This is a genomic window from Nocardioides sp. NPDC127503, from assembly GCF_040302165.1.
Taxonomy (GTDB): domain Bacteria; phylum Actinomycetota; class Actinomycetes; order Propionibacteriales; family Nocardioidaceae; genus Nocardioides.
Genome location: NZ_JBEORH010000003.1, coordinates 139113 through 153857, shown reverse-complemented (window position 1 = coordinate 153857; position 14745 = coordinate 139113). Strand labels below are relative to the sequence as shown.

13 protein-coding genes are annotated in these 14745 nt (G+C 70.1%); 2 read left to right on the top strand and 11 right to left on the bottom strand.

Features of this window, described 5'->3' with window-relative positions; genetic code table 11:
- Positions 1-57 precede the first annotated feature (57 nt).
- A complete protein-coding gene (locus ABTW65_RS07820) occupies positions 58-303 on the top strand; it encodes a mycoredoxin (protein WP_091051217.1) in 246 nt (81 codons plus the stop codon).
- Positions 304-309: 6 nt separating this feature from the next.
- On the opposite strand, the gene nudC is transcribed toward ABTW65_RS07820, so the two are convergent.
- Positions 310-1221, bottom strand: coding sequence for an NAD(+) diphosphatase (gene nudC / locus ABTW65_RS07815; protein WP_350659416.1), 912 nt, complete (start codon positions 1219-1221; stop codon positions 310-312).
- Positions 1222-1258: 37 nt separating this feature from the next.
- On the opposite strand from nudC, the gene ABTW65_RS07810 reads away from it, so the two are divergent.
- Positions 1259-3052 carry a hypothetical protein gene (locus ABTW65_RS07810; RefSeq protein ID WP_350659415.1) on the top strand — a complete coding sequence of 598 codons (1794 nt, stop codon included), beginning with the start codon at positions 1259-1261 and terminating at the stop codon, positions 3050-3052.
- Positions 3053-3736: 684 nt separating this feature from the next.
- On the opposite strand, the gene ABTW65_RS07805 is transcribed toward ABTW65_RS07810, so the two are convergent.
- The 10 genes from ABTW65_RS07805 to ABTW65_RS07760 form a co-directional block, all read right to left on the bottom strand.
- Positions 3737-7012, bottom strand: coding sequence for an ATP-dependent helicase (locus ABTW65_RS07805; RefSeq protein ID WP_350659414.1), 3276 nt, complete (start codon positions 7010-7012; stop codon positions 3737-3739).
- On the bottom strand, positions 6958-10176 hold the full coding sequence (locus tag ABTW65_RS07800) for an ATP-dependent helicase (protein ID WP_350659413.1): 3219 nt from the start codon (positions 10174-10176) through the stop codon (positions 6958-6960). The genes ABTW65_RS07805 and ABTW65_RS07800 overlap by 55 nt, the downstream gene beginning before the upstream one ends.
- Before the next feature lie 44 nt (positions 10177-10220).
- The gene (locus ABTW65_RS07795) at positions 10221-10511 is read right to left on the bottom strand and encodes a DUF1905 domain-containing protein (RefSeq protein ID WP_350659412.1); all 291 of its coding nucleotides are present in this window, start codon (positions 10509-10511) and stop codon (positions 10221-10223) included.
- A gap of 4 nt (positions 10512-10515) precedes the next feature.
- A complete protein-coding gene (locus tag ABTW65_RS07790; RefSeq protein WP_350659411.1) occupies positions 10516-10950 on the bottom strand; it encodes a cupin domain-containing protein in 435 nt (144 codons plus the stop codon).
- Positions 10931-11629 carry a hypothetical protein gene (locus ABTW65_RS07785; RefSeq protein WP_350659409.1) on the bottom strand — a complete coding sequence of 233 codons (699 nt, stop codon included), beginning with the start codon at positions 11627-11629 and terminating at the stop codon, positions 10931-10933. The genes ABTW65_RS07790 and ABTW65_RS07785 overlap by 20 nt, the downstream gene beginning before the upstream one ends.
- Positions 11630-11711: 82 nt before the next feature.
- Positions 11712-12377 (bottom strand): lysophospholipid acyltransferase family protein, encoded by a 666-nt coding sequence (locus ABTW65_RS07780; RefSeq protein ID WP_350659895.1) that lies wholly within the window; start codon positions 12375-12377, stop codon positions 11712-11714.
- Positions 12377-12697 (bottom strand): MGMT family protein, encoded by a 321-nt coding sequence (locus ABTW65_RS07775; RefSeq protein ID WP_350659408.1) that lies wholly within the window; start codon positions 12695-12697, stop codon positions 12377-12379. The genes ABTW65_RS07780 and ABTW65_RS07775 overlap by 1 nt, the downstream gene beginning before the upstream one ends.
- A gap of 114 nt (positions 12698-12811) precedes the next feature.
- A complete protein-coding gene (locus tag ABTW65_RS07770) occupies positions 12812-13681 on the bottom strand; it encodes a S1 family serine peptidase (protein ID WP_350659407.1) in 870 nt (289 codons plus the stop codon).
- A gap of 60 nt (positions 13682-13741) precedes the next feature.
- Entirely contained in the window at positions 13742-14368 is a 627-nt protein-coding gene (locus tag ABTW65_RS07765) for a class F sortase (protein ID WP_350659406.1), read from the bottom strand.
- Positions 14365-14655, bottom strand: coding sequence for a hypothetical protein (locus ABTW65_RS07760; protein WP_350659405.1), 291 nt, complete (start codon positions 14653-14655; stop codon positions 14365-14367). The genes ABTW65_RS07765 and ABTW65_RS07760 overlap by 4 nt, the downstream gene beginning before the upstream one ends.
- Between the last annotated feature and the right edge of the window lie 90 nt (positions 14656-14745).

The window sequence follows — 14745 nt, the reverse complement described above, 5'->3', positions numbered from 1 at the left end:
CCTTGCGGGTCAAGACTATTGGCTCGCACCGACAGTTCTGATGAGGAGAGCCCCCCAATGAGCAGCTTCACGATGTACACCACACCCTGGTGTGGATACTGCCAGCGACTCAAGGGACAGCTCGGCCGTGAAGACATCACCTTCGACGAGGTCGACATCGAGCAGGTCCCAGAGGCCGCGCAGATCGTCGAGCAGGTCAACGGCGGCAACCAGACCGTCCCGACCCTCGTCTACGCCGACGGCACCGCGATGACCAACCCGTCGATCGCTCAGGTCAAGGCGAAGCTCGCCGAGCTGGTCTGACGCGGGTCACCACGAGCCGGGCAGCTCCCCGCCGTACCACTCCTCGACCAGCGAGCGGCTGATCGAGATGCCGCTGGGCAGCTTGATCTCACCGCTCTCCGCGACCGCGGCGAGCTCCGCGCGGGTGAACCAGCGCGCCTCGCGGATCTCGTCCTCGTCGACCGTGATGTCGGTCGACGCCGCACGCGCGAAGAAGCCGAGCATCAGGCTGGCCGGCAGCGGCCAGGGCTGGTTGCCGAAGTAGTCGACCTGCCCGACGCGTACGCCGACCTCTTCGGCGACCTCGCGACGGACCGCGTCCTCGAGCGACTCCCCCGGCTCGACGAAGCCGGCGAGGGTGGAGAAGTTGGGTGCGGGCCAGCGGGTGTGGTTGCCGAGCAGACAACGCTCCTCGTCGCTCCCGGGCTCCCCCGACGTCACCAGCATGATCACCGCCGGGTCGGTGCGCGGGAAGATCACGTGTCCCTCCGCGCAGGCCAGCTCGTGACCAGCCGCGCGGGGTTCGAGGGTGCCGCCGCACCTGGAGCAGAACCGGGTCGCCCGGTGCCACTCGGCCAGGCCGATCGCGTGCATCAGGAAGCTCGCCTCGGTCGTGTCGGCGAGGAGCGCGGGGAAGAGCCCGCGCAGGTCACGCCACGTCTCGCCGGCCTCCTCGCGACCGGTGAGCACCGCGAACCGGGCGCCTTCGGCGGTGTCGCCGAGGAGCAGCCGGATCCCCTCCGGAGAAGCCTCCGGCGTACGCCACCTCACTCCGGTCTCGCCTGACGGCTCGACCCTGTTGCCGGCGACCACGAGGACCCTCGTCGTCTCCTCCAACCAGGCCTTCTCTACCCAGCCGTCATCGGCGCGCAGATGGCCAGAGCGGTCGTGGGGATCCTGAATGATTCGCAGATGGATGGGCAGCTTCGGGGAGTCCACCCGTCAGAGCCTATGAGGTGGGTATAAGTTCCGCCGCGTGGATCGGTTCTGGCGCATCGCCGCTGTCGTCTCCGTCGTGGTCGCTCTGGCGATCAACGTCTACATCGCCTGGGGCTCCAACCTCTCGTTCATGTACGACGAGATCGGCACCGTCATCCATGGACGGACCGTCCTCGGGCTCGATTCGCCGCAGCTGAACACCCCCGGCTACTACCCCGGGTGGGGTGTGCTGCTGGCGCCGTTGTGGCTGGTCGCGTCGAATGTTTTCACGTTCTACCAGATGGCGATCGTCGTCGGCCTGGTGATCAGCATGCTCACGATCTGGCCGCTGGCCCGGGTCGCGGTGCGGCTCAGCGGGGTCACTCCGGCGCAGGGTGTGGTCGCCGGCGCCGTCGTGATCGCCCTGCCGCCCCGCGCGATCCAGGCCGACTACATCCTCTCCGAGCGGCTGATCACACTGCTCGTCGTCCTGGCCACCCTGGCGGCGTTCCGGCTCTGGGACAAGCCCACCTACCGCGGCGTACTCCTGCTCAGCCTGCTCACCGGGCTCGCGCTCTTCTCCCATGCCCGGATGCAGGTCTTCGTCGCCGCGGTCGCGTTGTGGCTGATCTTCTTCTTGGTACGCAAGTGGCAGATCGCCCTCGTCGGGCTGGTCGCCACCGGCGTGCTCGCCATCGTCGCCAACAGGGCCGCGCTCTGGTTCCACGCGCAGCTGGTGCCGTGGAACTTCATCCAGGCGCAGGGCTTCTTCGACAAGGTCGTGCAGGCCAACCCGCGGTACTGGGTCGACACCTTCGCCGGCGAGGCCTGGACGCAGATGATCGGCAGCTTCGGCGTCGTGGTCGTCGGCCTCGTCGTGGTGACCGCCCTGTTCTGGAAGGAGCTCCGCTCGCGCCAGGTGGGGCCGGCCGGGTTCGTGCTGATCGCGGCCGGGTCGATGTACGTCCTCAGCTGCCTGAACTGGGGCAACGAGTACTCGCTGTTCACCATGGAGTGGCGGCGCTTCGACTACTGGATCTACGGGCGCTACATCGACCCCGTCTTCGCGGTCCTCGTGCTGGCCGGGGTGTGCGCGGCGATCCAGGCCGTACGCTCCCGGGCGGTCCTCGTCTGGACCTGGGTGATCGTCGCCGGGATCTCGCTGGTGACCATCCTCGTCGTCGCCCCCGACGCCCCCACCTGGGCCTACACCACCCCGGCGCACATCCCGGGCGCGATCCCGTGGTGGTGGGCGCTTCCGGACGGGCAATTCCCCCAGCCGGGGCCGATCCCGTCGTTCACCAACGACAACCGCTTCTGGCTGATCGCCACTCTCTGCTCCCTGGTTCCGCTGGCGATCTGGACGCTCCTCGCCGCCCTCTCCCGGTTCAGCCCGCGACTCGGTGACCGGGTGCGCTCGGTCGTAGTCACCGCGCTCGTCCTCGTCGTGGGCACCGCGGGATCTGCCGTCGCCGACGTGGCCTCCGACGAGTTCCACGACCGCTTCGACCACGCCACCCCGGTCGTCGACGACCTGCGCTCGATCCTCGCCGAGCACCCCGACGCGGTCGTCGCTTACGACGACAACTGCCCCCGCCGCCCCTCGGCGATGAACTCCGAGCGCAACTGGCTGATGTGGTGGATGCTTCCCACCATTGTCGAGCGTGAGTGGGAGTGGGGCGACGACATCGTCTTCTCCTGTCCCGACGGCGAGCCGGCGTACGTCACCGGAGCGGTGATGCTGCGCGAGCGGCCCTTCCCGTATGCAACCGTCTGGATCCTTCCTGGCGATCTGCTCGACTCGTTGCGTGAGTCGGGTGAGTTGCCGGAGGTTGCGCGGACGGTGAAGTAGTTTCGGCTGCTCGCCGCGTCGGTTCGGGTTTTGGTTTCTCGGTCTGGCGCTTGGATGGGACCGATTTCTGTGGCTGGTCTTGGGCCGCCGACCCGTTCTTTGAGGGTCTCCCGATCTGGACCGGCGTCAAGGACGCCCTTCGGGCGCCGGCTTCGCCGGCCGCTTCGCGGTCCTGGACTCCGGACCAGATCGAGAAAAGACTTGGCTGGCTATCGGGGCGGCGGCCCGAGTGTGGCCACGGCACACTCACCCAGAAGGTGACCGCTCCGTGCCTAGACCAGACAAGGGTCTCCGCGTGAAAGAAAAATTTCTTCCACGCGCCAACCCCACCCCGGGCCGAGGCCGGCCTTTGCGGGGCGAACGAATTTTCGTTCGCCCTCCAACCCTCCTGCGGAGAACGGGGCTCTGGGTGGAAAGAAAATTCCTTCCACCGGCCGGACCGACCACCCAAGCTCCCAAGCCCCCGCCCAACCCAAATCCCCGCACCAAACCCCTGCCGCCGACCCGATACACAGCCAAAATTCTCGGTGGAGCCCGGTGTCAAGGCGATGTATCGAGCTTGTCGAGATGATCGCCGCAGGCGACCGGCGTCAGCCGGCGGCCGCAGGCCGTCCTTGACTCCGGGGTTCGGCGAGAACACCCTCCAAGAACGGGTCGGCGGCAAACAGCCCCCCGAAAAACGGGTCAGCGACCCCCGCCCAAGATCCGCTCCAACTCCTCCCGCCCCGGAAGCAGAGAAGGCTCGACAAGCCGACCAGAGCGTACGTAATAGAAGGCAGCCCGAACCCGAGACAACGGCACCCCCATCAGCTCAGCCCACCCAAGCCGATAAAGAGCCAGCTGAAGCGGATCGGCGTTCTGCGTTTGGTTGGTCTTCCAGTCGACGATCAGGAAGCTCCCGTCAGGCTCCTGGTAGACCGCGTCGATCCGCCCACGCACCACCTGACCTGCCAGGACGATCGCGAAGGCCGCTTCGACCCGGTACGGCGGGCGGTCGGCGAACGGGCCCTGTTCGAAGGCGGCGATGACCTCCTCGAGACCGGACTCGTCCTCGATGCCGTGGTCGGCACGACCGGGCAGGTCGTCGGGGTCGAAGAGGTCCTGCTGGCCGAAGCGGGCCTCGACCCAGGCGTGGAACCGGGTGCCGAAGCGGGCCTGGGAGGAGGGCTTGCGGGGCATCGGGCGGACCAGGTCGGCGGCGAAGCCGAGGGGGTCGTCGCGCAGCTTCGACATGGCGGTGGCCGACAGCGACGACGGCAGGGGTACGACCACCTCGGGAGCGCGCTCTCGCTCCGCCTCGGTGAGCAGCCGCTCGATCTCCTCGTCCCACTGGTTCACCGTCTCGAGCAGGGTGAGGTCGTCGAGGTCATCAGGCCCCGGGCCCACCTCTCGGACCAGCCTGGCCGCCTCCAGACGCCGCTCCACCTCGGGGGTGTGGTGGTTGATCGGCCAGGGCAGGTCGACCTCCTGCGCGGCGTACGGACTCTCCTCCTCACCCTTCACCACGACCTCGGCCCACCGGTCGGGCTTGGCTCCCCACTGGAGCAGCGCCTCGCGGGTCTTCTCCACGTAGACCGACGGACCCCGCCCCTCCTTCAGCGAGGGCGACCAGCGCCAGCACGAGACGAACTGGATGTGGCGGGCGCGGGTCCAGGCGACGTACGCCAGCCGAAGCTCCTCGACGCGCTCGTGCTCCTTGCGCTCGGCGAGGAGCTCGTCGATCGAGTCGGCGTCGTGGCCCTGGAGCTGCGGCAGGTCGTCGCGGTCGCCGCGGAGCGCGGCCGGCATGACCGAGGGGACGGTCAGCCACGACGAGCGCGTCTGGCCGGTGGGGAACTTCTTGTGGGTGACCCCGACCAGGAAGACGACGTCCCACTCCAGCCCCTTGGCGCGGTGGACGGTGAGCAGCTTCACCGAGTCGGCCTCCGACGGCGTGGCGACATCGAGACCCTGGCCGTATTCGTCCTCCGCCTCCAGGTAGGCCAACAGCGCGGCGAGGGTGACCTGGCCGTCGAGGCCCTCGAAGTCGGCGACCGCCTGGACGAAGAGGTCGAGGTTGTCGCGCCTGGCCGAGGCCGCCGGGGAGACCGAGGCGGCCAGCTCGACGTCGATGCCGGTGACGTCGATGATCCGCCGGACGAGGTCGAGGAGCGGCTCGTTGACCGCGCGCCGTAGCCCGCGGAGCTCGTCGGCGAGAAGCTTGAAGCGCTCCCGGGCCTGCGGGGAGTAGTCGTAGTCGGCGGCGTCGCCGGGATCCTCCAGCGCGTCGTTGAGCGAGGGGATCTCGGTGGGGTCGGTGCCCTCGACCGCCGCCTCCAGCTGCCGCTCGATGTCGGCGAACTCCTCCGCGCCGCCGACGACGCCGGCCAGGTCACGTGACCTGCGGCCGAGGATGGCCAGGTCGCGCGGCCCGATCGCCCATCGCGGACCGGCGAGCAGCGTGAGCAGGGCGGCGTTGGCGGTGACGTCGTGGAGCAGCTCCATGGTGGCCACGACCTCGGCCACCTCGGGCAGCCGGAGCAGCCCCTTCAGACCGACGATCTCGACCGGGATCTCGCGAGCGGTGAGCGCGTCGAAGACCGCCGCCGCCTGCGAGTTGTCCCTGGTCAGGACGCCGATCTCCTTCCACTCCCCGACCGCCTCATGGGCCTCGATCACCTTGTCGGCGAGCCAGAGCAGCTCTTCGTCGTACGTCTCGTGGACATGCACCCGGACCTCACCGTCGCGCGCCCCCTCGGCGGCGACCAGGCGCTCCTTCTCGCGGCCCTCGTAGAGCTGGGCGGCCAGATGGTTGGCGGTGTCGAGGATGCGCGCGTCGGAGCGGCGGTTGACGGTCAGGGAGTAGGCGGGGCGGCGGCCGTCCTTCGTCGGGAAGTCGCGGCCGAACTCGAGGATGTTGCTCACCGAGGCGCCGCGCCAGCCGTAGATCGCCTGGTTGGGGTCGCCGACGGCGGTGACCGGGTGTCCGTCACCGAAGAGGCGGGCCAGCATCTGGGCCTGGGCCACCGAGGTGTCCTGGTATTCGTCGAGCAGCACGACCTTGAACTTCCCGCGCTCGATCTCACCGACCTCGGGGGTCTCCACGGCCAGCCGGGCGGCCAGCGCGATCTGGTCGGAGAAGTCCATCAGCCCGAGCCGGTCCTTCAGCCGCCGGTAGCCGTCGACCAGGTCGAGCAGCTCGTAGCGCTTGTCGATCGCGTCGATCGCCTTCTCGACCTTGGTCAACTTGGTCTTGACCCGTTTCCCGTCGGCCAGCTGGGCGTTGAGGTCGGCCACCTCGAGCGCGAACAGCGACCGCTCGTTGCGGTCGTAGGCCCGCAGCCTGGCCGGGTCGATGAGGTGCTCGGAGAGCTCGGAGTCGAGCGCCAGCAGCTGCTGGACGGCCAGCTTCGGGTAGTCGGTCAGCTTGTCCACCGGGTTGGTGTGCCGGGCCACGGCTCGAGCCGCAAGCTGGTAGCGGGTCGCATCCGCGATCAGCCGGGTGTCGGGCTCGTGACCGATCCGCAGCCCGTGCTCGGAGAGCAGGCCGGAGGCGTAGGAGTGGTAGGTCGCGACCGTCGGCTCGGTGGGCTCATCCTCTTCCTCGCCGGGCCGCGGTGGGCCCTCGCGCCGTTCGGGCCACAGCCCCGCCTTCTGCAGCGACTCCCGGATCCTGGTGGCCAGCTCGGCGGTCGCCTTCGTGGTGAAGGTCAGACCGAGCACCTCCCCGGGAAGTACGCGGCCGGTGGCGACCAGCCAGACGACTCGGGCGGCCATCACCGCGGTCTTGCCGGACCCGGCGCCGGCGATCACCACGGCCGGCTCCAGCGGAGCCGTGATCGCGCGGAACTGCTCCTCGCTGTAGAGCCAGTCGTGGCCCATCAGCTTGGCGAGCTCTTCGGGGGTCTCGACCTTCATCGCCGGGTTCATGAGAGCACCGATCCCGAGGTCTGCGCCGGGCAGAGCGCGACGAACTGGCACCGGTCGCACTGCTTGCCCGGCCTGGCCACGAACTCCTCGGCCCGCACCGTCGCCACCGCCTTCTCCAGCTGGGTGATGATCTCGGGCGGCTCAGGTGCCTGCACCTGCACCTTCGGCAGCTCGCTCCCCGAACCCGCGGGATGGCGCAGCTGGATCAGCTCCGCTCCCCCGGAGGTCGCGTCCGGCGCCAGCGACGAGGCCGCGCCGTGCTCCACCGCCAGCTGGTAGAGGCCGAGCTGGCCGTGCTCCTTGACCTCCTGCGCGGTGGGCGGGTACTTCCCGGTCTTCAGGTCAACGACCACGATCCGGCCGCTCTCATCGAGCTCCAGGCGGTCGGCATAGCCGTTGAGCCGCACCGTTTCCCCGCTGGGCAGCGAGACCTTCGCGGTCAGCTGCTCCTCGAACCCGATCACGGTCCGCGCGCCGGGGCGACGGTGCCAGGTCAGGAACCTGGCCAGCACATCCCGGACCGCCTCGCGCTCGCGGGCAGCGGACCAGGGCGTACGGAACTCGAGGCGACCCCAGACCTCGTCCACGAACGGCATCAGGTCCTCGACGGTGGCGGCGTCGAGGTCGCCGCGGGCGAGCTGCTCGGCGATCGCGTGCACCACCTTGCCGAACCCCTGGCTCGAGGAGTCGGTGACCGCGCCACCCGCCTCCCGCGCCAGGAACCACTGCGCGGGGCAGGTCAGGATCGCCTCCAGCGCCGACGCGCTCAGCGTGATCGGACGGTCCTCGGGGCGCACCGCGGCCGAGGCGTACGTCGGGGCCCGCAGCCCCCACCAGGTCGACGGGTCGGCGGCGAGCGCGATCCGCTTGCCCCGCACCTCAGTGGCGGCCAGCTTCTGCAGCCTTCTCGCGGCCGCCTCGCGCAGCGCGTCGGGCTGGGCCGGATCCGCGGCGGTGCGGCGCAACTCGGCGACCAGACCTGCCAGCGACAGCGGTCGCGCCGGCCGGCCGACGCGATGACGGATCTGGTCCTCACGGAGGCCGAGCTCGTTGATGAACCGCGACGGCTGGTCACCGTCGTCGTCGGGCGACTTCACCGCGGTCACGATCAGCCGGGACCGGGCCCGGGTGGCGGCGACGTAGAAGAGCCGGCGCTCCTCGGCGAGCATCGCCGAGCGGGTCAGTGGCGGCAGCAGCCCGCCGTGACGGCCGTCGGGCAGCGCCGGGGCGATCCGGTCGGGGCCGAGGAGCGAGTCGCGCCGGCGCAGGTCGGGCCAGGCGCCCTCCTGGACGTGGGCGACGACCACGAGACCCCACTCCAGCCCCTTCGAGCGGTGGGCGGTGAGCAGCCGCACCGCCGAGCCGCGTACGCCCTTGTCGGCCAGGGTGTCGGCCGGGATCTCCTGGGCCCGGAGCGTGGCGAGGAAGGTCTCCACCGAGGTGAACTCCTGGCGGCCCTCGATCTTGGCGGCGGTGTCGAAGAGCGCCACGACCGCATCCAGGTCGCGGTGGGCCAGCCGCGCCGCGGCACCGCCCGACTCCACCTGCGCCCGGAGCCGCTGCCCCCACTCGGCCCCGTCCCACAGCGTCCACAGCACCTGCTCCGCCCCGGCCCCGTCCTTCAGCGCGGCCCGGGCCTCGGCGAGAAGGGCCGCGAGCCGGCGCACCCGACCCAGCACCCGCTCCTCGCCCTCCCCATTCACCTCCGGGTCGAGCAGCGACGGATCGAGCACGGCACGACGTACGAGATCGTGGGCGGCGACGTCGGGGAACCTCGCCCGCAGGGTGCGGGTGAGGGCGCGTACGTCGGTGGCGTCGAGGCCGCCGAGAGGACCGGTGAGCAGTTCCTCGCAGCGATCGGGGCGTACGTAGCGCTCGTCGAGGTCCGACTCGAGGTCGGCGTCGACGACGACCCCGAGCGCGTCGAGGAGGACCGCGGCGGCGGGCTCGCGGACCAGCGGGGTCTCGTCGGCGGCGACCTCGACCGGCACGCCGGCGGCGGTCAGCGACCGGCGCAGCTGCGGGATCGAGGTGCGTCCTGAGCGCACCAGGACAGCCATGTCGGACCAGTCGATGCCGTCCTCGAGATGCGCCCGGCGGAGCAGGTCGGCGATGTGCTCGGTCTCGGCGCGGTCGGTGTCGAAGGTGAGCACCTCGGCACGGCCCGGGTCCTGGGCCAGCGGGTGCGGGTTGCGGAAGGTGTCGTAGGCCGCGGCCGGGATCGAGCCGCGCACCGAGATGCCCGCCGCGATCGAACGCGACGCCCGCAACAGCCTCGACCCGAACCGGCGGGTCGTCCCGAGCGCCACCACCGGCGCATGCCGACGCTCCCGGGTCAGGAACTGCGAGGGGAAGTCGAGGATCCCGTTGACGTCCGCACCCCGGAACCCATAGATCGACTGGTCGGGGTCACCCACCACGATCAGGTCGCGCCCGTCGCCGGCCAGAGCCTGCAGCAGCGCGACCTGGCTCGGGTCGGTGTCCTGGTATTCGTCCACAAACACGCAGGCGAACTCGGCCCGGAGCTCGGCCGCATGCCGCTCGGCCTCGATCACCCCACGCATGATCAGGTCGGGGTAGTCGATGGCCGACTGCGCACCGAGCACGTCGAGATACTGCTCCAGGAACCACCCGGCCGCGACGAACTCCTCGATGCCCTCCTCCCGGCCGAGCGCCACCAACTGGTCAGGGTCGAGCCCGCGCTCGCGCGCCCGCGCGATGACGGTCTGCACCTCGCGCGCGAACCCGCGCGTGCCGATCGCCATCCGGAACCGCTCCGGCCACCTCACCGACTCCGGGTGGTCGGCCAGCAGCTCCTGCAGCACCACATCGGCCTCCGGCGCGGAGAGCAGCGTCAGCGGGGCGGCGTAGAGCTCGGCCGGCGCGTAGCGCCGCACCAGCCCGTAGGCGAAGGAGTGAAAAGTCGAGGAGACCGCCCCCGACAGCGTCCGCCCCAGCCGCGCCGTCACCCGGTCGCGCAGCTGCTCGGCGGCCTTGCGGGAGAAGGTCAGCGCCAGCAGCTGGTCAGGACGTACGCCTCGGTTCTCGATCCGGTCGACCACCGCCTCCACCAGCGTGGTCGTCTTACCGGTCCCTGGTCCGGCCAGCACCAGCAGCGGTCCGCCGGGATGCTCCACGACCGACCGCTGGTGCTCGTCGAGAACCGGCACGCCGACAGCACTCGACGGCGGGGCAAGGCGGTAGGCGACACTCACGGGGACTACCCAATCAGACGGCGCCGACAGTTTCAGGCGTCCCTTCAGACGTCATGCCCCAGACGCATCCGCACCGCGACGACATCGTCCAGATCGAGACCCTCCGCCTTCCGCACGACCACCTTCAACGGCAGCAGATAGGTGCCGTCCTTGGGGAAGAGCGCGGTGGTGAAGGTGGTCGCGCCGATGGTGGCGGTGACGGCGACCTGGCCCCAGTACTCCAGACCCTTGGCGTCCTCCTTGAGGTCCTCGGCGTCCTCGACAGGCATCGGCACGTAGTAGAACGGCGCCGGCCCCCGCCACTCGATCACGGCTCCTTCGAACGCGTACTCCATCTCCTTACTCCGAGACGAGCTCGAAGTCGTCGAAGTCGAACCCCGGTGAGACCACACAGGAGACGAGCGCGTCCTCGGCCGAGGGGACCGTACGCTGCCACACCCCCGCCGGCACGACCGCCTGCGGCACTTGGCCGGCGGCGACGTCGACCCCGACGAGCACGGTCTCGCCATCGACCGGCGCCGAGCCGGCGCCGCCGAACTGCAGGGACACGACGCCGGTGTGCGCCAGCCAGATCTCGTCCGAGGTGACGCGGTGCCACGCGGACGACTCCCCGGCCAAGAGCCGGAAGTAGATCAGGGTCGCGGTCGGACGCACCCGCCCGTCGGGCAGGGTGACGGTCTCGGCGGCAGCCCAGGTCTGCCGGAACGCCCCACCTTCGGGGTGCGGCGCGAGGTCAAGAGCGGAGGTGATGGAGTCAGCGGTCACCCGGCTCATTGTGCCGGGTCTCGTTGGCCGGGTCGTCGGGGAAGCGCGGGTCGCCGAGCAGGTACTGCCAGAAGAGTCCCGGCTCCTTGTGCGGCAACGGCTTCGGGTTACCGACCGACCGGCCCTCGACCGAATCCCAGATCGCGTCGATGGGACGGGCCAAGCGGCGTACGACCTTTCCGGACAGGCCGGTGTGCGGGAGATGGGGGTGCGGGCGCGAGGGCGCCCTCCGCTCGGCCAGCGTCATCCGACCCGCGACGAGGACGAGCACGTCGTCGGAGGCCTCTTCGGCGAGGTGCGAGACCATTTCGTCCTCCTTCACCTCCTGGGCGACGAGCGCCTCCTCGACCTCGCCCCACAGGGTCGGCCAATCGTGGGTGGTCTCCCAGGTGGAGCCGTACTCGTGCGCCTTCACGTGGAAGAGCAGCACCTCCAGGTGCCGCGCCGTGGGGAGGTATTCATGGACCAGAGCGGATCCGTTCTCGACGTGAGCGGAGACCGCCGGCAGCAGCGCCTCGTCCACCGCGTGCAGGTGACGGGACGTACCGGCGTTGAACTGGTCGATCGGCGGGCAGCCCCGGCGGGTCTGCTCGGGCCTGGCGATGATGCTCCGAGCGCGGGCCAAGCGCCCGACGAGCTCGTCGTGCTTGTGTCGCAGCTCTTCCTGCAACACGGTCGTGGTGGCCATCTGCCTCACCTCGGCTGCTAGCCCTCTGATTTATCGGTCACCCTCCAGAGTGCGCCCCTTCGCGCCCCGGCGCAACAGGCAATCAGACGTCGGCGGGCCGCTCGTTGTAGACCCCGGCCAGGTCCTGGCCGCTGAGCGCGGCGATCGCCTCCATGACCTCGTCGGTGAGGGCCCGGCGGGCCTTGCCGAGAGGTACGCCGTCGAACCGGCCGGCCACCTGGATCGGCTGCCCGAACTCGACCGTGACCTTCGCCAGCCGCGGCAGGCTCGACCCCACCGGCTGGAGCTCCGCGGTCCCCCGCAGCCCCACCGGCACCACGGGCACGCCGGCGGTCAGCGCCAGGTGCGCCACCCCGGTGCGTCCGCGGTAGAGACGACCATCCCGCGACCGGGTGCCCTCCGGATAGATCCCGAAGGCCTCACCCTTGCCGAGGACCTCCAGGGCCACCTCCAGCGAGCCGATCGCGGCCTGCGGGTCGTCGCGGTCCACCGGCAGCATCCCCAGGCCCTCGAACCACGCCCGCTGGGCAGCGCCCTTGAGCCCGGTGCCGGTGAAGTAGTCGGACTTGGCCAGGAAGTGCACCCGCCGAGGCGAGACAGACGGGATCACGATCGAGTCGGCGAAGCTGAGGTGGTTGCTGGCCAGGAGCACCCCACCGGTGCGCGGGACGTTCTCTGCCCCCATCACCGTGGGGCGCCAGACGGCCCGTAGCAGGGGTGGCACGACGGCGTGGAGGACGCGATACATCACGTGCTCATCGTAGGCGGCAGCCACAGCGCCGCGCGCAGGTCCACCGCCCCCGAGACACGGCGCGGGGTGCCCTCCTCGAGATAGGCCTGCCGAGCCTCCTCGCCGTGGGAGGCGGGGAGCGAGCCATCGGCCCGCACCACCCGCCACCACGGCATCCCCGCGCCCTCGCGCGCCATCACCGAGCCGACCTGCCGAGGCCCTCCCCCGAACTCGTCGAAGAGGGCATCGGCGATCGCGCCGTACGTCGTCACCTGTCCACGTGGGATCTGCTCGACAAGACGCAGAACGGCCTCTACGTACGCCTCCCGGTCGGTCATGTCGCCGCCTCCGTAGCGCAAGCGCAACCATACGGACGCGGCGACCTGACCCTTATTGTCGCTCGCTGGCGCTCGCTCATGCCGCGCACATTAGCGCGGTGTCACAGGCAGTGCTCAGAGGATCGGGCTGAACGGCTCCGTGCCCTCGACCAGACGCAGACCGGAGATGCCCGAGTTCGCCTGGGCGTACTTCAGCTCGAGGTCCATGTCACCGATGTTGTTGGACCCGGCAAGCGGAAGCAGACCCAGCGTCGACAGGGTGCCGACCGCCTTGCCGTCGGCGTTCAGGAAGCCGGAGCCGGAGTCACCGGGGATGCCGGGGGTGAGGTTGTAGAGCGGGTGCGACCAGCGGGTGCCGTTGACACTGTCACCGAGCGAGAGGCCGATCTTCGGCGAGAGCAGGTCGACGTCGGCGCGCAGCGAGGAGTTGCCGTAGGAGTAGACCTTGTCGCCGGCCACGGTGCCGTCGGTGTCGATGCCCGTCGGACCGCCCCAGATCGGCACGCTCGGGTTGACCTTGCCCGCGTCGGCGGCGTTCACCTTGACCAGGGCGAAGTCGTTGTAGGCGCAGGCGTTCTCGTCCTTGGTGCCCAGCTTCTGCATGGTGTCCCAGGAGGAGTACGCCAGCTTGCCCTTCCCCAGGACGGTGCCCTCGCTCAGCAGCGAACCGCCCTCGTTGAAGGTCACCTCGGTGCCCAGCGGGAGCGACTTGGCGGCGCAGCCGTTGGTGTCGGTGGCCTCACCGAGACCCGCGCAGTGGGCGGCGTAGCCGACGTAGACGTTCGAGGCGGAGTCGGCGAAGACGAAGTTGGCGGTGCACTGGGCACCGTCGGTGTACATCATCACGCCCGGGGTGATGGTGGCCGTGTCGGCCGGGGCCCAGGCGTGGGCCGGAGACGGGATCAGGGCCGGGACGAGCGCGGCGGTCAGAGTGCCGGCGGCAACGGCTGCGGCGCGGCGTACGGAACGGCGTGTGCGGAGCATGTGGGGGCCTCGGTCTGTAGGTGATGTGACTCACAAGTAACGAGGCTCGACGGCTCCGGGTTACGGGACGGCCACCACCACGGTGTTGCCCTGGAACGAGGTGCCGTCCCAGTCGTCGCAGGTCACCACGACCAGCTTCGGCTCGCCGTCGGGGTCGAAGAGCCGCTTGCTGCGCTTGGCGACCTGCTCCTTGGTGAGGTCGCGCACCGACCGGACGGTGTAGCTGAACTCCCCGTCCTTGGTCCGTACGACGATCTCGTCGCCCTCGTTCACCTCGCCCAGCCGGTCGAGGATGCCGCCGCCGTTGTGCAGGGTGTGGCCGACGATCAGCACCGAGCCGTCATCCGCCCCGGGCTTCGCGCCGCCCTTCCACCAGCCCATGAGCGAGGCGTCGGCGGGCGGGGTGAGCGTGCCGCCGTCCATCGCCAACGGCACCACGTCGGCGTGCACGTTGAGCGAGGGGATGGAGACGCCGCGTACCTTGCCCTTCTTCTTCGGCACCTCGGCCAGCGCCTCGGCCGGGATCGAGGAGGTCGTCCCGGGCGGGGTCGCGTTGCTCTTCTCCGCCTCGTCGATCTTCGTGTAGTAGTCGTAGGCGGCGTAGCCGAGCACAGCGACCGCGACCACGAGGACGACGATGAAGATCTCCCCGATGAAGGTCCTCAGGCTGGGTTGACCGTTGCTCACTCGGCCGAGCGTGCCACAGCCTCAGCCCGTTTGCGACGTACGGCCAGACCGGCACCCGCTCCCATCAGCAGCGCACCGACCCCGGCGAAGACATAGGACGGAGGTACGCCGCGGGTCGGGTCCGCGACATTCGACTCCAGCCTCTCCGGGTCGATCGCAGAGCCTACGGCCGCGCCGGAGGCCGGCTCCGGACCCTGGTCGCTCGCGTGGGCAGGGGCACCGAGAAACAGTCCGCCGGCCAGGGTGGCACCGGCGAGCGTCGCGCTGAGACGAGCGCGTGTGGACAACGTCGAATCCTCCGAGGTTCGTGCATTGATGCAACTCCGCCCCCCGCAGCTGCGACCGCAAAACTATCGGTATCTCCACGTACAGATAAA

Coding starts and splice junctions, on each gene's coding strand:
- ABTW65_RS07820 (WP_091051217.1), top strand. CDS start 58: ATGAGCAGCTTCACGATGTACACCACACCCTGGTGTGGATACTGCCAG.
- ABTW65_RS07795 (WP_350659412.1), bottom strand. CDS start 10,511: ATGGAGTACGCGTTCGAAGGAGCCGTGATCGAGTGGCGGGGGCCGGCG.
- ABTW65_RS07790 (WP_350659411.1), bottom strand. CDS start 10,950: ATGAGCCGGGTGACCGCTGACTCCATCACCTCCGCTCTTGACCTCGCG.
- ABTW65_RS07785 (WP_350659409.1), bottom strand. CDS start 11,629: ATGGCCACCACGACCGTGTTGCAGGAAGAGCTGCGACACAAGCACGAC.
- ABTW65_RS07780 (WP_350659895.1), bottom strand. CDS start 12,377: ATGTATCGCGTCCTCCACGCCGTCGTGCCACCCCTGCTACGGGCCGTC.
- ABTW65_RS07775 (WP_350659408.1), bottom strand. CDS start 12,697: ATGACCGACCGGGAGGCGTACGTAGAGGCCGTTCTGCGTCTTGTCGAG.
- ABTW65_RS07770 (WP_350659407.1), bottom strand. CDS start 13,681: ATGCTCCGCACACGCCGTTCCGTACGCCGCGCCGCAGCCGTTGCCGCC.